Raw genomic sequence first — 23,216 nt, 5'->3', positions numbered from 1 at the left:
TAGTTAAAGCGGTTTTTTTATATTTAATTTTTATCTTACTGCCAAAAATGTCGAGATATTATTTAATCTCTACACCTTGTGCTTGTAGATCGGCGTGGTACGACGATCGCACAAATGGCCCACATGCCGCGTGCGTAAAGCCAAGATCGAGAGCGATTGCTTTAAGTTCATCAAACTCTTCTGGCGGAACATAACGCTCAACCGGTAAGTGGTGACGGCTTGGTGCTAAATATTGACCCAGTGTCAGCATGGTAACGCCATGAGCACGAAGATCTTTTAATACTTGAATGATTTCTTCTTTGGTTTCACCTAAGCCCATCATTACACCCGATTTAGTCGGTACATCAGGATGAAGCTCTTTGAATTTTTTCAATAAATCTAGTGACCACTGGTAGTTAGCACCTGGGCGAGCTTTACGGTACAGGCGTGGTGCAGTTTCTAAGTTGTGGTTAAAAACATTAGGTGCAGTATCACGGAAGATTTCTAGTGCACGGTCCATACGGCCACGGAAATCAGGCACTAATGTTTCAATATGAATGCTTGGGTTTTTGGCTCTAATCTCAGTAATACAGTCAACGAAATGTTGTGCGCCACCATCACGTAGATCGTCACGGTCAACAGAGGTGACAACCACATAACGTAGCTTCATATCTGCGATTGTCTGTGCTAAATGCGCAGGCTCTTCAGCATTCGGTGGTAGAGGACGACCATGAGCAACATCACAGAATGGGCAACGACGGGTACAAATGGCACCTAAGATCATAAAGGTGGCTGTACCGTGGTTAAAACATTCGGCTAAATTCGGGCAAGAAGCCTCTTCACAAACTGAGTGAAGTTTGTTTTTACGTAGGGCAGATTTGATTTCCTGAATACGCTTACTATCAGACGGTAGCTTGATTTTCATCCATTCAGGTTTACGTAATACTTCTTTTGGCGCATCTTCATTCGCAACGTTACGAACTGGGATCAATGCCATTTTATCGGCATCGCGATATTTGACGCCTTGTTCAATTTTAATTGGTTTACTCATGGTTGATTGCTTTCCGTCATCCACTCGATTTTCGGATAATCGAGTAATTTAGTTAATTCTTCAACGAGTACAGGCTGAACTTCCGTCAGTTCAGTTGGGCCATTTAATGACGCTGTTTGTGTCATTTCCATTCCAGCATAACCGCAAGGATTAATACGAAGAAAAGGCGCCAGATCCATATTTATATTGAGTGCCAGACCGTGAAAAGAGCACCCACGTCTGATCCGTAATCCTAATGAGCATATTTTTTGGTTATTCACATACACACCAGGCGCATCAGGGCGAGCGTTAGAGCTAATCCCAAAGCGGGATAAAGTATTGATTACTGTATTTTCGATGTGCGTAACTAATTCACGTACACCTAATTTTTTACGGCGCAAGTCGATCAAGATATAAGCCACTTGTTGTCCAGGACCATGATAGGTTACTTGACCGCCACGGTCACTTTGAACAACAGGGATATCGCCTGTGTTGAGCAAGTGTTCGACTTTGCCTGCCTGTCCTTGAGTGAAAACAGGTGAATGTTCGACCAGCCAGATTTCATCTGCGGAGTCTTCAGTTCGATTATTGGTGAACTCATGCATGGCATCGTACGTCGCTTGGTAATCGCAACGGCCAAGGTTTTTAATAATAAGAGCTGTTTGCAATGTACTACCCAGATAATAATTAAGATGCCAATCATAAAGAAGGCCAGGTCAGGGCATTATACCTAAACTTGTTGTGGATGTAATGTTAACGACTGATGAAGGAGTTATGGATAATAAATGAGGATTATAAGAAAGGTAAAGAGAATAGAAGACAGGCGGTATTATAACCGCCTGAAAAATAGTGCTTATAACACTACACGAACAATATCAATTGAACCTAACTCTTTGTATAAGGTTTCAATTTGTTCAACATTGGTCGCGTTTACAGCAACAGAAACTGCAGTGTATGTTCCTTTGCTACTTGGTTTTGTTGTTGGAGTGTAATCACCAGGGATAATACTCTGAATAACTTCAACCACACGATCTGGCAATTCTGGCTTGTTTTCGCCCATTACTTTAAAAGTAAAGATACAAGGGAATTCCAGTAGATCTTTTAGTTTTGGTTGCTCTTGTTCTTGCATATAGAACTCCAAAGTTCGCTTTCAATGTGTCTTTCATCATTACTATTATGGTTAATAGTAGTGTATTGCAGGCATCTTAATGTGTCAGTGATTGTAAAACAAGGGAAGGATGAAGAGTATAGGGAATATAGGAGGTAATGTTTGTATTCAGTAATGAAAACAAAGAGGCAACCGAAGTTGCCCCTTAGTCGTTGATGAAGTCGATGGTTTAAATTACTTAAACCAACTTTGTACTAGCATCATTACGTAGTCGACCATACGGCTAAATAGGCTACCTTCTTTTACATCGTTTAATGCCACAAGAGGGTATTCAGCAACGTCTTGATCGCCAACACGGTAAGTTAATTTACCGACGACTTCACCTTTGGTGATTGGCGCCTTTAGCTCTTTAGTTAGCACAAAGCTAGCTTTCAGATCTTTAGCTTGGCTACGAGGTAATGTTACGTAGGTGTTTTCAGCCACACCTAGGTTTACTGTGTCAGTGTCACCCATCCAAACTTTTTCAGTTTCAATGGTTTGATCTTTTTTGTTTGGTGAAAGTGTTTCGTAGAAACGGAAACCAAAGTTCAGTAGCTTTTTGCTCTCAGCAAGGCGAGCGTTTTTACTCGCAGTGCCCATCACAACAGAGATCAGGCGCATATTGCCTTCTGTGGCAGTACTGACGAGGCTGTAACCTGCGTTATCTGTATGGCCTGTTTTTAGACCGTCAACGTGCATGCTTTTATCCCAAAGTAGACCATTACGGTTGTATTGGGTGATGCCGTTGTAAGTAAATGATTTTTCTGAGTAGATTTTAAATTCATTAGGCAAGTCACGGATGAGTGAGCGCGCTAGAATTGAAAGATCGTAAGGTGTTGTGTATAGATCGGGGCGATCTAGGCCATGAACATTTGCAAAGTGTGTTGATTTCATGCCAAGATTTTTAGCCCAGCCATTCATTAAATCAACAAAAGACTCTTGAGAGCCAGCAACGTGCTCAGCCATTGCGACACAGGCATCGTTACCAGAATCTACGATAATACCGCGGTTTAAGTCAGAAACTTTTACGCTTTTACCGACCTCAAGGAACATTTTGGATGAGCCTGGGAAATTTTTCGCCCATGCATTTTTACTGATAACAACAGTGTCATCTGGTGAGATGTTACCGTTTTTAATTTCTTGACCGATAACGTAACTGGTCATCATTTTTGTCAAACTAGCAGGCGCTAATTTTTCATATTCATTATGACCGGCAAGGATTTTACCTGAGTTATAGTCGACGAGGATATAGCCTTTTGCCGCAATTTGTGGAGCTTCAGGTACGACTGCTGGTGATGCAGCAACAGTAGCTGAAGCCAGCAAAGTGGCTGAGATGGCGACAGAACGGAAAAGCGCAGCTGTTTTCTTCATGATTATTATAACTTTAGTTTATCTAAGACAAGAAATGACGCTCACTATAGCAGATAACGCCTTACCTATCAGTTGAATGGGGGGAGAATCCCAATTATTGACATTAAGCGGACGTAATGTGCGCAAAGATTGGTGATTACCTCATTGTTGTGAACAAAATAAAGCTTGTATGTTCATTACGTTAAACGAGTAAACATACAAGCCGATGTTATGAGTCCTAAATGTCGATTAGGTTCCCATTATCTATTAACAGTGGTTATAAATGCTTTTGGATAGTGATGAGATTTTACTTTGCTAAGTTGTATTTCAGCATCTCGGTGATCCATATAGGGGCCTAAGCGCACACGATATACCGCACGACTCTCAATTTTTTCGATATCAATATCGGTATTGAAGTTACGCTTTAGCTCTTTTTTCATCTCTTCGGCTTTTGCTAAGCTATTTACCGCCGCTAATTGGACAAAATAGTGATGAGGAATTGGAGAGTTCTTCATCGTACTTTTATTTGTCGGCTTGGGTACATTTATCACTTCTATCTTAACTGGGGCTGTGCCAAGACTAATGACGCCAATTTTTGCGGCAGCTGCCATGCTTAAATCGATGATACGGCCGTCATGGAATGGACCACGGTCGTTTACTCGAACGATGGTCGATTTACCATTAAGGGTATTGGTTACGCGTACAAAACTCGGAAGCGGTAAGGTTTTATGTGCCGCTGTCATAGCAAACATATTGTACGTTTCACCATTAGAGGTTTTGTGTCCGTGGAACTTTTCACCGTACCAAGAAGCGTAGCCTGTCTCGGTGTAACCTTTGGTGTTTTTTATAATATGGTAGCGTTTACCACGTAATGTGTAGTCTTTATTACCACCACGGCTATAAGGTTCATAATGCGGTACCACTGGCGGCACTTTACTAAAATCAGGTACAACCTTTGGTGCACGGTCATCTTTTAATGAATAACGGCCCGCGTTGGGATCATCATTGGTTGGAGTATTGGGTTTAAACAGTAAACCGGGTGTGGCTTGATCTGCTTTTGTCTCTGCCTGTTGAGGTTTATCTGGCGCGGAGCTACATCCTGCAAGTAGAACAAAGAACAATAAAAAAAGTGAACGCATTTAGGTCGCCTTAGACAACATTTTTCTGTGAGTGTGGATAGACATCAAAATACCGAAGCCAGCTAGTAGGGTCATCATGGATGTGCCGCCGTAGCTCACCAAAGGAAGTGGAACACCCACCACAGGCAGAATGCCACTTACCATGCCGATATTTACAAAAACATAAACAAAGAAACTTAATACAATACTACCAGCCATCATACGCCCAAATGCAGTTTGTGCTTGGCTGGCTAACCATAAACCGCGTCCTAATATGAACAGGTACATTGTTAGTAAACCAATCACACCGGTTAATCCCCATTCCTCTGCAATTACAGCAAAAATGAAGTCGGTATGTCGCTCTGGAACAAATTCAAGCTGTGATTGAGTACCATGGAGCCAACCCTTACCGCTTATTCCACCAGAGCCAATCGCGATTTTGGATTGGATAATATGATATCCTGCACCAAGCGGATCAGACTCTGGATTAAACAAAGTCAACACTCGTGTTCGCTGGTAGTCGTGCATAAGGAAGAACCATAACACAGGAATAAACGCACCGAGTAATACTAACGCCCCGATAATCAGTCTCCAGCTCATTCCTGACAGAAACAGAACAAAGATACCTGATGCAGCCACCAAAATGGAGGTTCCAAGGTCGGGTTGTTTAGCAATTAAGATGGTCGGTGTGAAGATTAATACTAAGGCAACAAAGATATTACGCATCGATGGCGGTAAGGGACGATTACCAATGAATCTTGCCACCATCAAAGGTACAGCGAGTTTTAATAGTTCTGATGGCTGAAAGCGAACAAAACCTAAATTTAACCAACGTTGAGCACCTTTTGATACTTCACCAAAAGCTAATACACTGAATAACAGCAGTAAGCCAATACCAAAGAGGTAAGGTGCCCATGCTTCGTAATGGCGTGGTGCAATTTGCGCGAGTAAAACCATGATCCCTAGTGACATCAGCATGCGCATTGCCTGGCGTTCCATCATAGCAATGTTTTGTCCGCTTGCGCTCCACATGATGATAAGGGCAAATCCCATTAAGGCAAGGATCCCTAGTAATAGTGGCATATCGATATGTAAGCGATCAGTTAACGTTCGCTTGGTACCGGTTGCCGCCATAATACTCATTATTGTACCTCTGTTGGTTGTGTTGCAGTGAGTTCAGGCTTTGATTTAAGATCGCTGTCAGCGATTGGTTTAATTAACATATGATCAAAAATTTGACGTGCAATTGGCCCACCATTACTCGAGCCACCACCGGCATTTTCTAATACCATAGCAACGACGACTTCAGGTTTATCAAATGGCGCAAATGCAGTAAATAACGCATGGTCACGTAGACGCTCTTCAAGTTCATCAGCATTATATTTTTGGTTTTCAGCCAAACCGAATACCTGTGCTGAGCCTGACTTTCCGCCCGCTTCATATGGCGTATCATAAAATGCTTTACGTGCTGTACCACGATTGCCATAAAGCACACGATGCATACCTTCACGAGCAATCTCCCATGTTTCAGGTGTCACGCCTGTTATCGGTGGGAAATCTTTAAATTCAGCTGGTTTAACTGTTTCTTCGTCAATAACATCTTTTAGAAGATGAGGGCGATGAACTACACCGTTATTGACCAGTACAGATGTCGCTTTTGCTATTTGTAATGGTGTTGCTGTCCAATAGCCTTGCCCAATTCCGACAGGAATGGTGTCCCCTTGATACCAAGGACGTTTATGGCGTGCTTGTTTCCACTCACGTGTTGGCATGTTGGCCTTACTTTCTTCGTGAATATCGATACCGGTATAGACGCCATAACCAAATTTATTCATCCAGGTTGAAAGTCTATCGATCCCCATATCGTAGGCGACTTGGTAAAAGTAAGTATCTACTGACTCTTCAATGGCTTTATAAATGTTGACGCGTCCATGTCCCCAACGTAGCCAGTCACGGAATTTACGGCTAGTCGTGTTAGGGATCTGCCACCAACCGGGATCGTTACGGGTGGTTTTTGGCGTGATCACACCTTCTGTTAATGCAGCGACTGCAATTAACGGTTTTACCGTCGATGCTGGTGGATAAATGCCAAGCGTGACACGGTTAACTAATGGGCGATCAGGATTATTTAATAATTCGCGATATTTTTTACTGGAAATCCCACGAACAAATAAATTGGGATCGTAACTTGGGCTAGAAACCATGGCGAGAATAGCATCGTCTTTTGGATCTAACACTACGACAGAGCCACGCTTGTGTTTAATGATCTCTTCACCCGTTTTAGGATCGATCTTACGTTCAGTCAGTAGTTCTTGTACATAAAGCTGAAGCTGAAGATCAATATTTAACGCAATATCTTTGCCAGGGATAGGAGGCACGTACTTAAGGGTACGAATAATACGTCCACGGCTGTTAACTTCGACTTCTTGGTAGCCTGAAGTTCCATGTAGTAGATCTTCGTAATAACGTTCGATACCCAATTTACCGATATCGCGTGTGGCTTTGTAGTTACTGAGTTTCTCAGCTTTATCGAGTTTGTTAAGGTCACGATCGTTAATTTTCGCGACATAACCCAAGACGTGCGTGAGCGAATCACCATATGGATAGTAACGTTTTAAATAGGCTTTAACTTCCACGCCTGGGAATTTATGTTGGTTAACGGCAAACAAAGCAACTTGCTGCTCGTTTAATCCCTCAAGGATCGGCACAGACTTAAAACGGCGAGTACGGCGACGCTCTTTTTTAAATTGCTCAATGTCTTCATCGGTTAGACCTAATACTGATTTTAAATCCGCATAGGTTTGTTCCATGTCTGGTACTTTTTCAATGGTGACTTCAAGGTTATAGATAGGTCGATTTTCAGCCAGAAGCACACCGTTGCGGTCATAAATAAGACCGCGATTAGGTGCGACAGGAACAATTTTGATTCGATTGTCATTAGAACGGGTCTTATAGTCTTGGTGTTGTTCAACCTGAATATTAAAGAGATTGAACAATAAGACACTGACCAGAATGATAATTCCAATAAATGAGACAAGAGCTCGGCGGAAAAACAGCGCCGACTCAGCGCGATGGTCGCGGATCTGGGTTCGCTTTTGTCTCATCGATGGTTATTCCCTGTGGTACGGATGGTTAGCCGTGATGCTCCATGCACGGTATAAACTTTCTGCCATAACGACACGCACTAACGGGTGCGGAAGTGTTAATGGTGATAGTGACCAGCTTTGCTCTGCAGCTGCTTTACAGGCTGGTGAAAGGCCTTCAGGTCCGCCAATTAAAATTGAGACGTCGCGACCATCAAGTTTCCAAACTTCTAGCTGACCTGCTAGTTGCTCGGTATCCCAGCGTTTGCCAGGAATATCTAGAGTAACAATTCGGTTACCCTTAGCAACGGCAGCTAACATCGCTTCACCTTCTTTTTGAAGGATACGAGCAATGTCTGCATTTTTTCCGCGCTTACCTGCTGGGATCTCAATCAATTCCAGAGGCATATCTTTAGGGAAACGGCGGCTATATTCTTTATAGCCTTCCTCAACCCATTTAGGCATTTTTGTGCCAACAGCAATTAATTGAAGCTTCATGACTCACTTAGCTCCAAAGCTTCTCCAGTTGGTATACTTGGCGAGCATCTTCTTGCATGATATGTAGCATTACGTTACCCATATCAACTATCACCCATTGGCCTTCTTCTTCGCCACTAATACCAAATGGAGGGAAGTCAATTAACTTTGATTCTTTGTTTACGTGATCAGCAATAGAGCTCACGTGACGGTTTGAAGTACCAGTACAGATAACCATTACATCTGTGATGCTTGATTTACCACGAACATCAATTGTTACGATGTCTTGTGCTTTAATGTCGTCAATTTTATCAACAATGAAATCGTGTAGTTCTTGAACTTGCAAAGGGATTCCCTCAATAAGCGTTTAATAAATGTTTAGTCGTTATGATCTATTTTACTACTGGCTAGGATAGGTAAAAAGGTTGCGACCGTAATAAGATCGGAAGTATACCACGCTCTTATCTGACAGCGATAAAAGGACATGGTTCAGACGGTGATTTTTCGACCGCTTAAGGTTAGTTTTATAAAAAAAACGGTCAACAATGACTGAAGACCGTATTTATATAGAATTATGTGTGTTGTAAGTGAGTTTCTAAGCCGCAGATTTCGGCACACAGGGCACTAAGGGCTGGCCATGGTGTGGTGTCGTAATCAGTTTTAACCTGGATTTCAAGTTGAGTTAATTGCCGAATGATCTTTACTAAACGCGACAACGGTAAGCGATGAAGTGCACCAATATAAATTTCACGGCGGTTTTGCCACACTCTAAATTGCTCAAAAATGATATTAAGTGGTGTCCCTTTTTTCCCCATCTCTTGCATCTTATAGAGCTGGGTTAACTCTCGTTGCAAGGTACGTAATAAGATCGTGGCTTCAACTCCCTCACCTTGCAATTGACGAAGCACGCGTTGGCTGCGTTTTGCCTGTCCTGCTAATACCGCATCAACCAATTGGAAAGGGGTATAGTGATTATGGCGACTTAATGCTTCTTGTAGGCGAATAATGGTTAGCTCACCATCAGGATAAAGTAAAACCAGCTTATGTAAGCTTTGTGCTAACGCCAGTAAATTACCTTCATGCCATTGCGCTAGCATTTGTACCGATTCATGATCTGGCTTTAAACCGAGCATTCGACAGCGGGTTTGAATAAAGCGCGGCATTTGTTTAGCGTCGGGGGTATTACATGGCACATATAAGCCTAAGCTATCAAGTGCTTTAAACCACTTTGTCGCTTCTTGCTTCTTATTTAAATAAGGGCCTGTCAGTAATAAAAGAATGTCAGGGTTTAAGTGTGCAACAATCTCTAACAAGGCTTTTGCTTGGTTAGCATTAAGCCCTGTTTCTGGAAATTCTAATTCAATGATTTGCTGGGCTGAGAATAAGCTCATGGCTTGGCAGCAATCGAGAACTTGATTCCAATCTAACTGGTTATCAATGGTAAAACGGTGGCGCTCAAGAAAGCCTTGCTGTTGAGCAAGTTGCTTAATATTGTCACCACATTCTTGTTTAAGTAGTGGCTCATTACCAAATAAAAGGTAAGCCTGACGCAGGCCCTTATTGAGTTGCTGCGTCAGTTGTTCAGGATAAACTCTCATTGCGCGTTATGACTATCATGCTCAATAACTGTATTTGACTGCTTAGCAGGTAACGTTGTAATAATCGTTTTACCTGTCTCATCTGAAGATTCTTTTTTATCTTCTTCGTTAAGAATTTCTTTTAATTGAGAGTCTAATTTATCTTCTTCAATCTTATTAAATACGGCGGTTAGACGCGCTAATTTACGCATAATTTGTTGCGCGGCTTGTTCACGCATAACGTTAACCAATTCATCTTGCTCAACAGACTTCGCTAATGCTGTTAATGGGTTATCAAGGAACGTACGAGTCACTTTGGTGGTATACGTTTGCTGACCTTGATTAGGGATAGTGACTGAGTAATTAACCGTTAAGGTTAAATCGTATTCCGCTTTACCGTTGTTTTGATAAATCGATAAAGTGCGCTCACCTTGAGACTCACTGTTTATATTTAGGTTCGGCACATTTTTCGCAGGTGCAACTTCGCTAATACCATGGAGTTTAAATTGGTATCTAACCATACGGGTTAGCTGACCATAAGGGTCAAAACTGGTTAATGATAGTTTAGCAATACCGTCAGGAAGCATGTAATTACCGCGAAGGTGGAAGCCACAAGAAGCTGTTGTTAGCGCGAGAAGAGTAATGATAAGTAGTCGAGTTAGGCTGTTGGCCGAGAAAAAACTTTTCACGAAAGTCAGCTCCTTGAAGTAAAAGAAGGTGCGCTAGGCGCAAAATAAAATTGAACGGTTATTATAAAGATCCCCGCAGAAGCGGGGATCTTAGGGTTACTCGCTCTGCTAGATGCACTAACAGAGAAAATAACCTAATTAGCTAGCAACAATGTTAAGCAGTTTGCCCGGTACGTAAATGACTTTACGGATCGTTAAACCATCAGTGAACTTAATGACGTTCTCATCGTTTAGACCAAGTTCTTCAACTTGTTCTTTTGTTGCATCTGCTGCAACTGTTAACTTAGCACGAAGCTTACCGTTAACTTGAACAATGATCAGCTTCTCATCTTCAACTAATGCTTTTTCGTCAGCTTGTGGCCATAGTGCATTATCAATATCAGTTTCGCCCAGTGCCGCCCACATTTCGAAACAGATATGTGGCGTGATAGGGTAAAGCATAGTAACAATTGCTTTTAGTGCTTCATCAAGAATTGCGCGATCTTGAACTGATTCTTGAGAGGCTTTAGCCAGCTTATTCATCAGCTCCATGATAGCAGCAATTGCAGTGTTGAATGTCTGACGACGACCAATATCATCACTTACTTTTGCAATAGTTTTGTGAATATCACGACGAAGTGCTTTTTGATCTGCAGTTAGTGCTGCTGTATCAACTGCTTCAGCTGCGCCTTTCGTTGTATGTTCACGTACGAGTTTCCAAACACGCTTAAGGAAACGGTTAGCGCCTTCAACGCCTGATTCTTGCCATTCAAGTGTCATGTCGGCAGGTGATGCAAACATCATGAATAGACGAACGGTATCAGCACCGTACTTATCTACCATTTCTTGAGGGTCGATACCGTTGTTCTTAGACTTAGACATTTTGATCATGCCAGAGTGTTCAACGTTGTGACCTTGAGAGTCAACAGCAGACGTGATGCGACCTTTACCGTCACGTTCAACAGTTACATCTGTTGGTGCAACCCACTCTTTACCGCCTTTCTCTGTGGTATAGAAGAATGCGTCAGCCAGTACCATGCCTTGACATAGTAGTTGCTTGAATGGTTCGTCAGATGTTACGTAGCCTGCATCACGTAGCAATTTGTGGAAGAAGCGAGAGTACAGCAGGTGCATACATGCGTGTTCAATACCACCGATGTATTGATCAACAGGTAGCCAGTAGTTCGCTTTTTCTGGATCTAGAATATCGTCAGCTTGTGGCGAACAGTAACGCGCGTAGTACCAAGACGATTCCATGAAAGTATCGAATGTATCTGTTTCACGAAGTGCTGGTTCACCGTTAAAGGTAGTTTTTGCCCACTCTTTATCCGCTTTGATTGGGCTCGTTACGCCATCCATTACCACATCTTCAGGCAAGATCACGGGTAGTTGATCTGCAGGTACTGGGTGAACTTCGCCATCTTCAGTTGTGACCATTGGGATTGGCGCACCCCAGTAACGTTGACGAGAAACGCCCCAGTCACGTAGACGGAAGTTAACTGTCTTTTTGCCTTTGCCTTCAGCTTCAAGTTTCGTTGCAATTGCATCGAACGCTTGTTGGAAGTTAAGGCCATCGAATTCACCTGAATTAAACAGTACACCTTTTTCTGTGTATGCCGCCTCAGAAATGTCAGCATCGCTACCATCTTCAGGCTTGATAACCGCCATGATGTCGATGTTGTATTTTGTTGCAAATTCAAAGTCACGCTGATCATGCGCAGGTACTGCCATTACCGCACCTGTGCCGTAATCCATCAGTACAAAGTTTGCAACGTAAACTGGTACTTCACGACCATCTAGTGGGTGGATAGCTGTTAAGCCTGTATCCATGCCTTTCTTTTCCATCGTTGCAAGATCGGCTTCTGCTACTTTGTTATTGCGGCATTCGTGAATGAAATCGGCAAGCGCAGGGTTATTTTCAGCCGCTTTTGCAGCAAGCGGGTGGCCTGCAGCAATGCTGACAAATGTAACCCCCATAAGGGTATCAGGACGGGTAGTATAAACTTCTAGATCGTCTTGACCTTTAACGTTAAATGTTAGTTCAACACCTTCAGAGCGACCAATCCAGTTGCGCTGCATGGTTTTAACCATTTCAGGCCAGCCATCAAGGTTGTCAAGATCGTCAAGTAGCTCTTGCGCGTACTCAGTGATCTTAATGAACCATTGTGGGATCTCTTTTTGCTCAACAGGTGTATCACAACGCCAACAACAACCATCTTCAACCTGCTCGTTAGCAAGTACAGTTTGGTCGTTAGGACACCAGTTAACAGATGAAGTCTTCTTATAAACTAGGCCTTTATTGTAAAGCTTAGTGAAAAACTCTTGTTCCCAACGGTAGTACTCTGGCGTACACGTTGCGAATTCACGGTTCCAATCATAACCAAAGCCTAATAGCTTAAGCTGGTTTTTCATGTACTCAATGTTTTCGTAAGTCCATGGTGCAGGGGCTGTCTTATTTTTTACTGCCGCATTTTCAGCAGGTAGACCAAATGCATCCCAGCCGATTGGCTGCATTACATTTTTACCTTGTAAGCGCTGGTAGCGAGAGATAACATCACCGATAGTGTAGTTACGCACGTGACCCATGTGCAGTCGACCACTAGGGTACGGGAACATGGACAGACAATAGAATTTTTCTTTATTAGGGTCTTCACTAACAACAAATGTTTTTTTGTTGTCCCAATGTTCTTGAACTTTTTGTTCAATGTCCTGTGGACGATATTGTTCTTGCATCGATGACATCCGGGATTTTGTGAGTTTAATATAAACACATTAAAATTAATCGACATAGAATAACCAAAGGTAAAGGTGTCAACAATAGCTGAAGGCAATTCGGTACCTTTAATCTTCTATTTGGCGGTATTTCAGCACGCTTTTAGTCAATATAGGCTAAGGAGAAACATCATGACTCAGCAAAAAGCACATTACGAAGCACTATTAGAAAAAGTAACAGAGACATTAAAGAATAGCCCACACGAGCTTAAGAAGTTTATTGAGACGACTGAACTGTATGGTAAAGCCGCCAGCGATATGACCAAAGATGAACTTGCACTGATCGAAGCATATTTAAAAAGTGATTTAAAAACATTCAGTGATGAAGTGAAAAATAGCCCTGAACCGTTTAAAGAAAGTCCATTCTATAAGTTAGTAAGTGAAACAGTATGGCGACACCTTGCTGAGATCACAGACAAAACACAATTAGAGTGGATTGAGGTGATGGATGATATTAAACATAAAGGAGTGTATCGCGCAGGTGAGCTGGTTGGACTTGGACATTTAGTTTGTGAAAAATGTGGTCATCAACAAACCATTACGCATGTGACTCGTATTGAGCCATGCATTAAGTGCGGTTGCGTAGAGTTTAATCGTCAGCCTTTAGAGCCTTAATCTTCGTATAGGGGATTAATGCAAAAAATAAAAACGCAGCGAATAGGCTGCGTTTTTTATTTTAGAATAAGTCATGACGCTTAGGCGTTAAAAATCGTCAGGGCGCTCGATAGTATCAACCACAACAGCAGAATCATCTTGGGGTTGAGTTAACGTTGCTGCTGGTTTTTGCTGTTTCTGTTTTGCTGGCTGCTGAAGCCCTTGGGGAACATCGTTATCGTAACCTTTTACTTTTCGCGTTGCTTCTGTCATTGGCTCGAAAGTGAACTTTTGTCCAGCCAGTGATGCTTCAACCATGGCACCGCCTTTCGTTTTGGTGAAAATGGCTACGCCATTGATGTAACTTTTTGTTGCATAGTTACCATTAGAGCCAGCACCGGCACCCGCGGTTCCCGCTTTTGCAGATGCGCCTTCATCTATGGCTACTGCTGATGCTTGGGCATCTAGCTCAAAGCTGCCGCTGACGAAATTGTCATAAGCACGTTTGTCTTGGAAAAACAGAATCTCGCTGTAAGCTTGCCCCCCGAATTGTAAGCCAATAGAAACTTGAAATAGTTTTGCAAATCCAGTGGCTTTATTCGCTTTAAAGACAACGCCCTTACCATAAGCACCACCAACCCAGAAGCCACCTTTACCGACAGATGGAAAAACCGCATAGCCATAGGCTGAGTTAAAGAAAGGTTGTGTTTGCGGTGATTGGTAAAAATGATCTAATGCGATTTTTGTATCGCTATCTTGTGCAAACACAGACGTTGAACTCAGCATTACGGCACAGGCACATAAGGTTACAAATAGTTTATGTATCGCTTTCATTATCCGATCCTTGTGGGTTGCGTAAGTACCAAGGGAAGCCTTACGAATCATAGGTTCTCATTATTAAGTGTTCTTTCTATATTTATTTTGTTATTCAACTCAACATACCATGAGCTGAAAAAAAAGGTGAAGTTTAAAGCTTCACCTTTTTGAGTATCTTATTCTGTTTCTAATTGCCTTGTGTCACGGAAATGTCCACGTTGACGGCGGATAAGGATCCAAGATAACGCGAAAGCCCAGAAGCTATAGAAATATAAAGGCCAACTACCCATGGTAGTATAAGGTGTCATACCTATCGTTGGGATCACCGTTGCTTTTAGTACTCCAGTGACAAACTGAGGTAATTTTTTAGTGATCATCCCCTTATAATCAACGACCGCTGTAATACCTGTATTAGTTGCACGTAAGAGTGGTTTCCCCAATTCTAATGCGCGCATTTGGGCTATTTCCATATGTTGGAAAGGACCAATAGAGTGACCAAACCATGCGTCATTAGAAAGCGTTAGTAGCATTTCCGTGTGCTTGGTTATGTTCTCACGCATTTGCTCACTAAATGCCACTTCATAACATAATGCAGGTGCTATTGAATAGCCATGGGCTTGAATATTCGGTTGTATATAAGCACCACGACTAAATGATGACATTGGCAAGTTAAACAACGGTGCAATAGGGCGCAATAAATTGCCAAACGGCACAAACTCACCAAATGGGAGTAAGTGATGCTTACTGTATCGTGTTGCTGTGTCGTAGTTATACGGACCATCAGCATCCACACCGAGAGTTAAGATATTATTGAAGAACTGACCATCAGGTTTTTGATCAAGAATACCGGTGATCACTGTACTGTTATGGGCACGGGCTGCATTATCTAAGCCTTGTAAAAAAACAGGAATATGTGCTTCGAGTGCAGGGATTGCAGCTTCAGGCCAAATAATAAGGTCGGATCCCCAGTTTTCACGGGTGAGATCCATATATTTCATCAAGGTTGGCCAACGTTGGCTCGGTAGCCATTTTTGGTCTTGAGGAATATTGCCTTGAATTAAAGCGACAGACACGCTGTGTTTATGATCAGGTTTCACCCATTGTGCTTTTCCTGCCCATAAAGACAAACCAATAATGACAATAGGGATCAGTAATGGTTTCCAATTACGGTAGGTTATCGCAGCAACAATCGCACCGGAAATAAGCACTAAGGCAAGGGTAATACCTTCAACGCCGAAGATTGGCGCAATAGCAGCCAAGGGAGTATCAATTTGGCTATAACCCATCCATAACCATGGGAAGCCGGTAAATAGCCAACCACGTATCCAGTCTAAAATTAACCAGATCACAGGGCCTGTTAACAGTAGCTGGTGGAAAGGGCGAGTACGATTAAAGCGATTGTAGAGATAGCCATATAACGCAGGGTATAGTGCTAAGTAGCTGATCAGCAGTGTCATTAAGAATACACTTGCAATCTTTGGCATACCACCAAAGTTATCTATACTCACGTGTACCCAGCTGATGCCAGTACCAAACATACCTAAACCGTAAAGAAAACCGATTAGGGCTGAACGTTTGGCTGTTTTATGTTGGAGTAAAAAGAAAAAAGCGATGAGAGATAATGGCGCGAGAAGCCAGTAGTTATAAGGTGCAAAAGAAAGTGTTGCAATTGCACCCGCAGGTACAGCTGCAAGCAGCTGTCCCCACGATAATAATGATTTTTTTGTCATTCTTTAAGAAGTAATAGTCGGTTGAAATGCTTCGTCAGGTACCGTTACTTGTAACTGGATAACACGACGGTTATCGGCAGAAGTCACTTTAAACGAGTAACCATTAACTTCAACAACTTCACCACGTGTTGGTAGGTGACCAAAGTTCATCATCACAAGTCCGCCGACAGTATCGACTTCTTCATCACAGAATGAGGTTTGGAATAGTTCATTGAAATCTTCAATGGTTGTCAGTGCTTTTACCGCAAAAGTATGTTTACTTAACTGACGGACATCTTGCTCTTCCTCGTCATCGAATTCATCTTCAATTTCGCCAACGATTTGTTCAAGAATATCTTCAATGGTGATAACGCCTGAAACACCACCAAACTCATCAACCACAATAGCCATGTGGTAACGTTCTTCACGGAACTCTTTTAATAGTCGGTCAACGCGCTTACTTTCCGGCACCACAACGGCGGGACGCAGCACTTTATCCATATCAAAAGGCTCGCTATCAGGAAGCAGATAACGCAGGAGATCTTTAGCAAGTAAGATACCTTCTACGTGGTCTTTATCATCACTGATAACAGGGTAACGAGAGTGTTGGGCTTCAACAATTAAATCAATCAGATCTTCTAACTTCTGAGAACGTTCAATCGTGATCATTTGCGAACGTGGGATCATGATGTCACGAACACGCATTTCAGAAATTTCCATAACACCCTCAAGCATATCGCGAGTGTCATGGTCGATTAGATCGTTTTCTTCTGAATCTCGAAAAACTTCAACCAATTCTTCACGGTTTTGTGGATCACCTTGAAATAGTTGGCCAATACGTTCAAAGAAGGACTTTCTACTCGGACCTTCAGATGTTGGAGAGTTATCTTCGTTCATTATTTACTTTCAGCAAATAGCTTGTCAGCTAAGTGGACGATGCCACGGAAATGCGATTCATCGTTGGATGAATCGCGATATAAATGATTACAGCTTCTCAGAAATATAAGGGTCAACAAATCCCATGTTTTGCATGATCTCTGTTTCCAAATTTTCCATTTCTTCAGCTTCTTCATCTTCAATATGATCATAACCTAGCAGATGGAGACTGCCATGTACAACCATATGTGCCCAGTGTGCTTTTAGGGGCTTATTTTGTTCAACGGCTTCTTTTTCTACAACTTGACGACAAATAATTAAATCGCCAAGCAGTTCCAATTCCATGCCAGGAGGCGCTTCAAATGGGAAAGATAACACATTTGTTGGACGATCTTTACCACGATACTCGAGATTTAGTGCATGGCTCTCTTTTTCATCAACTAAACGGATCGTGACTTCTGCATCAGCTTGAAAAGGGATAACGGCTGTATTTAACCACTGTTGAAACTCCGCTTCTGTCGGTAACCCGTCCAGACTCTCAGTGGCGTGTTGTAAATCGAGGTAAATAGCCATTAATTACTCTTTTCTGATTCTATCTTTGCCGCAGTAGCGACGGCAACTAATGCCGCTTCTTTTGCTTCCTGCTCTGCTCGACGGCGTTGCTCTGCAAGCTTACGTTGTTTTTGGTCTTCGCTTTCCCATACTTCGTAAGCTTGAACAATACGTGCTACCACAGGATGTCGAACGACATCATCGGCTAAGAAGAAATTAAAGCTGATCTCATCAACTTCAGACAATACTTCAATAGCATGACGTAGCCCTGAACGTGCACCACGAGGTAGGTCAATTTGCGTCACATCACCTGTGATCACGGCACGAGAATTAAAGCCAATACGAGTAAGGAACATTTTCATCTGCTCCACTGTAGTGTTTTGGCTTTCATCTAGAATAATAAATGCATCATTAAGGGTACGTCCACGCATATATGCTAATGGGGCAACTTCAATCACATTTCGTTCAATTAATTTTTCTACACGCTCGAAACCTAACATTTCAAATAGCGCATCATAGAGAGGACGTAAGTAAGGGTCGACTTTTTGGCTTAGATCGCCAGGAAGGAAACCTAACTTTTCCCCAGCTTCTACTGCTGGACGTGTTAATAGAATACGTCGGATCTCTTGACGTTCTAATGCATCAACGGCAGCGGCAACGGCAAGGTAGGTTTTACCTGTACCTGCTGGACCAATACCAAAGGTTATATCATGCGTCACCATATTGGCAATATATTGCGCTTGGTTAGGGGTACGCGGTTTAATTACACCTTTTTTGGTTTTGATGTGAATTTCTTTACCGTATGGGATAGAAGATTCTGTTGTTTGCTCTAATATGCCAGATTCTTTGATCGCAAGGTGGATTTGATCTGGTTCGATATCAGGAATAACGTTACGAACTGGCGCCGTATCAACGTAGAGATCTTTGATGATATTTGTCGCAGCCTCTACGGAATAGTTTTTTCCAACTACGCTAAAGTTATTGCTACGGTGATTAATTTCAACCCCTAATCGACGTTCTAATTGTTTGATATTATCGTCGAAAGGGCCACAAAGACTAGATAAACGTTGGTTATCAGCCGGCTCTAGTTGAAATTCTACAGTAATTATTTTGCTCAAGGTTTGCCTCTCATTAAGGCCGCCATGATGACGGCCATAGGTTCAGGGCAGGAGACGTACTCAGGTAAAACGTACATGCCTACCAATGTAGAGCAAGAGCTAACGGTTTACTCTGGTGTAAATACGCCTACACCCAATTCATTTTCTTTACGTGTTTTTGCCATCATTTCAGATGGTGACATTGCAACACGTAGATCCATTTCTGCTTCAGTACGTACTAATTCGCCACGTAGGGAGTTGGTAAATACATCAACAATTTTCACATCGACGAATTGACCAATTAAATCAGCAGAACCTTCAAAGTTTACGATTCGGTTGTTTTCAGTACGGCCACGCAGTTCCATCACGTTTTTACGTGAAGGACCTTCAACAAGGATACGTTGTTCTGTACCTAACATTTGACGCGCATGTCGCATTGCTTGGCTGTTTAGCTGTTGCTGTAGTGCGTATAAACGTTCTTTCTTCACTTCTTCAGACAAATCACAAGGGTAATCAGCTGCTGGTGTACCTGGACGTGGAGAGAAGATAAAGCTGTAACTAATATCAAAGTCGATTTCACGAATTAACTTCATCGTATCTTCGAAATCTTGATCCGTTTCACCAGGGAACGCGACGATAAAGTCTGAGCTCATTGTGATATCTGGGCGAACTTTACGCAATTTACGAATCTTAGATTTGTACTCTATTGCCGTATGAGGGCGTTTCATCATCGTCAGAATACGATCTGAACCACTTTGTACTGGTAGGTGTAAGTAGTTCACTAATTCTGGTGTATCTTTGTACACATCAATAATGTCATCAGTAAACTCAATAGGATGACTAGTTGTGTAACGAATACGGTCAATACCATCAATCGCAGCGACTAAACGCAGTAACTCGGCAAAGCTTGCTAGTTCTCCATCGTGCATTGGACCACGATAAGCATTTACGTTTTGTCCAAGTAGATTGACTTCACGAACGCCTTGTTCTGCAAGTTGTGCAATTTCAAACAGTACATCATCTAGTGGACGGCTCACTTCTTCACCGCGAGTATAAGGTACTACGCAGTAAGTACAGTATTTAGAACAACCTTCCATAATAGATACAAATGCTGTTGCGCCTTCAGCACGAGGCTCAGGCAAGCTATCGAATTTCTCAACTTCAGGGAAGGAGATATCCATAACGGTTTTTTCATTTGATTGTGAACGCTTAATCATCTCTGGCAAACGGTGCAGTGTTTGCGGACCAAAGATTACGTCAACATACGGTGCACGTTTACGAATCGAGTCACCTTCTTGCGTGGCTACACAACCACCGACACCGATCACAAGATCTGGCTTATTATCTTTTAATTTTTTCCAACGCCCTAGCTGATGGAAAACTTTCTCTTGTGCCTTCTCACGGATCGAGCAGGTGTTAAGTAGCACAACATCTGCTTCTTCTGGGATATCGGTTAACTCAAAGCCATTAGCTGCATTAAGAAGATCTGCCATTTTTGATGAATCGTATTCGTTCATCTGGCAGCCCCAGGTTTTGATCAGCAGTTTCTTCGCCATCTCTAACTCTTCGCTCGTAGTGTTGATTTCATTACATTCAGATTACGGGCTGACAGGGGACATGATAGTCATCGCCTGTAGCAAGCCGCGTATTGTACTGCTTTAAACTCGCTCTGACCAGAACATCACCACCCTGAATAAATTGTGGGTTTATTCCAAGCTATGGGTAAAGATGGAATGATTTAAAAAGTGATTGTTCATTATAGACTTTATCGAGCGTTACCATACCAAGTTGGTGCATTTGACGGCGGATCCATAGAGTACGTTGATAGACGTAATTACTCATTGGTGATGCTTTTATCTTATATGGGTTTGGTAATACCGCAGCAAGCTGTGCAGCCTGTTGGATACTTAGTTGGCTGGCAGGTATATGGAAAAAGTGTTCACTTGCTGCTTCTACACCATAAATACCAGGACCGAATTCAATAATATTTAGGTAAACTTCAAGAATACGTTCTTTTCCCCAAACTATTTCCATCAATAAAGAGAAGTATAATTCGATACCTTTACGAATATATGAGTGAATTGGGAATAGAAACATATTTTTAGCCGCTTGCTGGCTAATCGTACTGGCTCCACGTACAGGCCCATTTTTACCTTCGTGTCTTAACACTGACAGTGTCGCTTGTATGTCAATGCCGTGATGCTCAGGAAAGGTTTGATCTTCTGAAGCAATCACCGCTAACTGCATATTTTTTGATATTTCATCTAAATTAACCCACTGATGTTGAGTGTGCGCAGGGTAACCTTGAGGTGGAAATAGTGTTCGGCTAATCTCCCATCCCCAAAATGGTGGATTAATAAACTTAAAAATAATCACGAGAAATATAGGAAACAAAAGTACAAATAAAAGAAATTTAGTAAAAAAACGTTTTAGCATGGTAAGACTGTTTCCTGATTATCAAAGTGATTGCACAATAAAAGAATGTTTATCTTAGTGACATTCCTTATATATTAAAATTTTTTATACAATTCGAGTTACTATGATGGTTTATTGGATTATAACCAAATAATGAGCCTGAACGTAATAGGTAGGTAAATAATGAAGCAGTATGATGTCATCGTTGCGGGTGGCGGTATGGTTGGGGCTGCAACCGCGCTTGGCTTAGCGAAGTTAGGTTTAGATGTTGCTGTATTAGAAGGCTTTGCCCCTCGACCTTTTGCAAACACACAACCGATGGATTTACGTGTTTCCGCAATTTCTCCTCATTCCGTTGCATTATTAGATCGGTTAGGCGCATGGAATGAGGTGCTCAACATGCGTTTGTGTCCTTTTAAACGATTGGAAACATGGGAAAATCCAGAATGTCGTACACGCTTTAATGCTGATGATATGGGATTAGATCAACTAGGCTATATTGTTGAAAATCGCCTGTTGCAACTTGCGCTTTGGCAGCAATTCGACAATATCGAGAACTTGACGTTATATTGCCCATCAAAAATGGTTTCAACAACATCGATTGAAAATGGCTATATCGTTGAGCTAGAAAATACTCAACAGCTACAGTGTCGATTATTAATTGGTGCCGATGGTGCTAATTCTCAAGTACGCCAACAAGCCGGTATTGGTATTACTGCGTGGGATTACCGTCAACACTGCATGCTCATTAATATAGAAACAGCATTGCCGCAACAAGATATTACTTGGCAGCAGTTTACGCCAGCAGGCCCTCGTTCATTCTTACCGTTGCCAGGACATCAAGGTTCATTAGTATGGTATGACAGCCCTGAACGTATTCGACGCCTATCACATATGACTACCGAACAGTTGCATGCAGAGATCTCTGCCGTTTTTCCTGAAGAGCTTGGTGAGTTCAGTGTGGTTGATCATGGATCTTTTCCATTAACGCGTCGTCACGCACAAACCTATTACAAGCCAAATGTCGTTTTATTAGGTGATGCTGCTCATACGATTAATCCATTAGCAGGCCAAGGTGTGAATCTTGGCTTTAAAGATGTTGATGTTTTACTTCAAGAAATAGAAGCGGCAGGTGAGCATTGGGCGGAAAGTTCGGTACTTGATAAGTACCAACGTCGTCGTCGTCCTGATAACCTTATAATGCAAACAGGGATGGATTTTTTCTATGTGACATTTAGTAATAACATCACGCCATTAAAGTTTATTCGTAATGCAGGACTTCGTTTAGCTGATGGGGCTGGCGGCATTAAAAAACAAGTATTGAAATACGCGATGGGTCTTTAGTTAAAGATTTTGCTATTTTTATAACGAAATGCAGAAAGCCGAGAGACATGATCTATCGGCTTTTTCTTTATCTAATAATATATCGCTAGATAAAAGAAAACCCACTCAAAGAGTGGGTTTCTAGTGTATGGTGCGGAAGGAGAGACTTGAACTCTCACACCTTGCGGCGCCAGAACCTAAATCTGGTGCGTCTACCAATTCCGCCACTTCCGCATGATTAATCGTCGAGACAATCAATCTTAAATAATGGCAGGTCTACCTGGATTCGAACCAGGGAATGGCGGCATCAAAAGCCGCTGCCTTACCGCTTGGCGATAGACCTACAGCGCTTGTTCACACAAGACTTTTCACAAACTAGAGAGAATGGTGCGGAAGGAGAGACTTGAACTCTCACACCTTGCGGCGCCAGAACCTAAATCTGGTGCGTCTACCAATTCCGCCACTTCCGCATATTGTCAGTTATAAATAACTGTTGTCTCTAGTTGTATAATTTAAATCAGTAATTGGTAAAAAGCTGATTTAAAGAATAAATGGTGGCTACGACGGGATTCGAACCTGTGACCCCATCATTATGAGTGATGTGCTCTAACCAACTGAGCTACGTAGCCAACA

21 protein-coding genes and 4 tRNA genes are annotated in these 23,216 nt (G+C 42.2%); 2 read left to right on the top strand and 23 right to left on the bottom strand.

Annotation, left to right across the window (positions count from 1 at the left end):
- Window positions 1–58: 58 nt before the first annotated feature.
- The 12 genes from lipA to leuS form a co-directional block, all read right to left on the bottom strand.
- Window positions 59–1,030: a lipoyl synthase gene (gene lipA, locus C9J46_RS18480; RefSeq protein WP_107205364.1), complete on the bottom strand. Its 972-nt coding sequence runs from the start codon at window positions 1,028–1,030 to the stop codon at window positions 59–61.
- Window positions 1,027–1,677, bottom strand: a complete 651-nt coding sequence (lipB, locus tag C9J46_RS18475) for a lipoyl(octanoyl) transferase LipB (RefSeq protein WP_107205365.1) — start codon at window positions 1,675–1,677, stop codon at window positions 1,027–1,029. The genes lipA and lipB overlap by 4 nt, the downstream gene beginning before the upstream one ends.
- A 185-nt stretch (window positions 1,678–1,862) precedes the next feature.
- Window positions 1,863–2,138: a DUF493 family protein YbeD gene (gene ybeD / locus C9J46_RS18470; protein WP_105060821.1), complete on the bottom strand. Its 276-nt coding sequence runs from the start codon at window positions 2,136–2,138 to the stop codon at window positions 1,863–1,865.
- Between the two features lie 213 nt (window positions 2,139–2,351).
- Window positions 2,352–3,527 carry a serine hydrolase gene (locus C9J46_RS18465; protein WP_107205366.1) on the bottom strand — a complete coding sequence of 392 codons (1,176 nt, stop codon included), beginning with the start codon at window positions 3,525–3,527 and terminating at the stop codon, window positions 2,352–2,354.
- 239 nt (window positions 3,528–3,766) lie between these two features.
- Entirely contained in the window at window positions 3,767–4,645 is an 879-nt protein-coding gene (locus tag C9J46_RS18460) for a septal ring lytic transglycosylase RlpA family protein (protein ID WP_107205367.1), read from the bottom strand.
- Complete coding sequence (gene mrdB / locus C9J46_RS18455; protein ID WP_105060818.1) at window positions 4,646–5,767, bottom strand: peptidoglycan glycosyltransferase MrdB; 1,122 nt, start codon at window positions 5,765–5,767, stop codon at window positions 4,646–4,648.
- A complete protein-coding gene (gene mrdA, locus C9J46_RS18450) occupies window positions 5,767–7,728 on the bottom strand; it encodes a penicillin-binding protein 2 (protein WP_107291345.1) in 1,962 nt (653 codons plus the stop codon). Before mrdA ends, mrdB begins: the two co-directional genes overlap by 1 nt.
- Before the next feature lie 6 nt (window positions 7,729–7,734).
- Window positions 7,735–8,205: a 23S rRNA (pseudouridine(1915)-N(3))-methyltransferase RlmH gene (gene rlmH, locus C9J46_RS18445; RefSeq protein ID WP_005363385.1), complete on the bottom strand. Its 471-nt coding sequence runs from the start codon at window positions 8,203–8,205 to the stop codon at window positions 7,735–7,737.
- 7 nt (window positions 8,206–8,212) lie between these two features.
- Window positions 8,213–8,530, bottom strand: a complete 318-nt coding sequence (gene rsfS, locus C9J46_RS18440) for a ribosome silencing factor (protein WP_005363382.1) — start codon at window positions 8,528–8,530, stop codon at window positions 8,213–8,215.
- Window positions 8,531–8,756: 226 nt separating this feature from the next.
- Complete coding sequence (gene holA / locus C9J46_RS18435) at window positions 8,757–9,782, bottom strand: DNA polymerase III subunit delta (protein ID WP_107205369.1); 1,026 nt, start codon at window positions 9,780–9,782, stop codon at window positions 8,757–8,759.
- Window positions 9,779–10,450 (bottom strand): LPS assembly lipoprotein LptE, encoded by a 672-nt coding sequence (lptE, locus tag C9J46_RS18430; RefSeq protein ID WP_105060815.1) that lies wholly within the window; start codon window positions 10,448–10,450, stop codon window positions 9,779–9,781. Before lptE ends, holA begins: the two co-directional genes overlap by 4 nt.
- A gap of 138 nt (window positions 10,451–10,588) precedes the next feature.
- The gene (leuS, locus tag C9J46_RS18425) at window positions 10,589–13,162 is read right to left on the bottom strand and encodes a leucine--tRNA ligase (protein WP_107291344.1); all 2,574 of its coding nucleotides are present in this window, start codon (window positions 13,160–13,162) and stop codon (window positions 10,589–10,591) included.
- Window positions 13,163–13,333: 171 nt separating this feature from the next.
- Between leuS and C9J46_RS18420 the strand changes: the two genes are divergently transcribed.
- Window positions 13,334–13,816 carry a zinc ribbon-containing protein gene (locus C9J46_RS18420; RefSeq protein ID WP_107205372.1) on the top strand — a complete coding sequence of 161 codons (483 nt, stop codon included), beginning with the start codon at window positions 13,334–13,336 and terminating at the stop codon, window positions 13,814–13,816.
- A gap of 87 nt (window positions 13,817–13,903) precedes the next feature.
- Here the strand turns inward: C9J46_RS18420 and C9J46_RS18415 are convergent, their stop codons facing one another.
- From C9J46_RS18415 to mtgA, 7 genes are all read right to left on the bottom strand, one after another.
- Window positions 13,904–14,629 carry a YSC84-related protein gene (locus C9J46_RS18415; RefSeq protein WP_107205373.1) on the bottom strand — a complete coding sequence of 242 codons (726 nt, stop codon included), beginning with the start codon at window positions 14,627–14,629 and terminating at the stop codon, window positions 13,904–13,906.
- A 158-nt stretch (window positions 14,630–14,787) separates the two neighbouring features.
- Window positions 14,788–16,341, bottom strand: coding sequence for an apolipoprotein N-acyltransferase (gene lnt, locus C9J46_RS18410; RefSeq protein WP_107291343.1), 1,554 nt, complete (start codon window positions 16,339–16,341; stop codon window positions 14,788–14,790).
- A 3-nt stretch (window positions 16,342–16,344) separates the two neighbouring features.
- Window positions 16,345–17,217: a CNNM family magnesium/cobalt transport protein CorC gene (gene corC, locus C9J46_RS18405; RefSeq protein WP_107205375.1), complete on the bottom strand. Its 873-nt coding sequence runs from the start codon at window positions 17,215–17,217 to the stop codon at window positions 16,345–16,347.
- Between the two features lie 87 nt (window positions 17,218–17,304).
- Window positions 17,305–17,769: an rRNA maturation RNase YbeY gene (ybeY, locus tag C9J46_RS18400; protein WP_107291342.1), complete on the bottom strand. Its 465-nt coding sequence runs from the start codon at window positions 17,767–17,769 to the stop codon at window positions 17,305–17,307.
- Entirely contained in the window at window positions 17,769–18,866 is a 1,098-nt protein-coding gene (locus C9J46_RS18395; protein WP_107205377.1) for a PhoH family protein, read from the bottom strand. Before C9J46_RS18395 ends, ybeY begins: the two co-directional genes overlap by 1 nt.
- Window positions 18,867–18,973: 107 nt before the next feature.
- Entirely contained in the window at window positions 18,974–20,401 is a 1,428-nt protein-coding gene (miaB, locus tag C9J46_RS18390; RefSeq protein WP_107247683.1) for a tRNA (N6-isopentenyl adenosine(37)-C2)-methylthiotransferase MiaB, read from the bottom strand.
- A gap of 160 nt (window positions 20,402–20,561) precedes the next feature.
- A complete protein-coding gene (gene mtgA / locus C9J46_RS18385) occupies window positions 20,562–21,281 on the bottom strand; it encodes a monofunctional biosynthetic peptidoglycan transglycosylase (protein WP_107205379.1) in 720 nt (239 codons plus the stop codon).
- Window positions 21,282–21,443: 162 nt separating this feature from the next.
- Between mtgA and C9J46_RS18380 the strand changes: the two genes are divergently transcribed.
- A complete protein-coding gene (locus C9J46_RS18380; protein ID WP_107205380.1) occupies window positions 21,444–22,604 on the top strand; it encodes a 2-octaprenyl-3-methyl-6-methoxy-1,4-benzoquinol hydroxylase in 1,161 nt (386 codons plus the stop codon).
- 128 nt (window positions 22,605–22,732) lie between these two features.
- Here the strand turns inward: C9J46_RS18380 and C9J46_RS18375 are convergent.
- The 4 genes from C9J46_RS18375 to C9J46_RS18360 all read right to left on the bottom strand — a co-directional run bounded on the left by C9J46_RS18375 (window position 22,733) and on the right by C9J46_RS18360 (window position 23,212).
- Window positions 22,733–22,817: transfer RNA gene (locus C9J46_RS18375), tRNA-Leu, on the bottom strand.
- Between the two features lie 34 nt (window positions 22,818–22,851).
- A tRNA-Gln gene (locus C9J46_RS18370) sits at window positions 22,852–22,926 on the bottom strand.
- Between the two features lie 42 nt (window positions 22,927–22,968).
- Window positions 22,969–23,053: transfer RNA gene (locus tag C9J46_RS18365), tRNA-Leu, on the bottom strand.
- Window positions 23,054–23,135: 82 nt separating this feature from the next.
- A tRNA-Met gene (locus C9J46_RS18360) sits at window positions 23,136–23,212 on the bottom strand.
- Between the last annotated feature and the right edge of the window lie 4 nt (window positions 23,213–23,216).

The organism is Photobacterium sp. GB-36 (assembly GCF_003026135.1).
Taxonomy (GTDB): domain Bacteria; phylum Pseudomonadota; class Gammaproteobacteria; order Enterobacterales; family Vibrionaceae; genus Photobacterium.
Note: the sequence above shows the minus strand (reverse complement) of the source record. Positions and strands in the feature narration are given on the sequence as shown.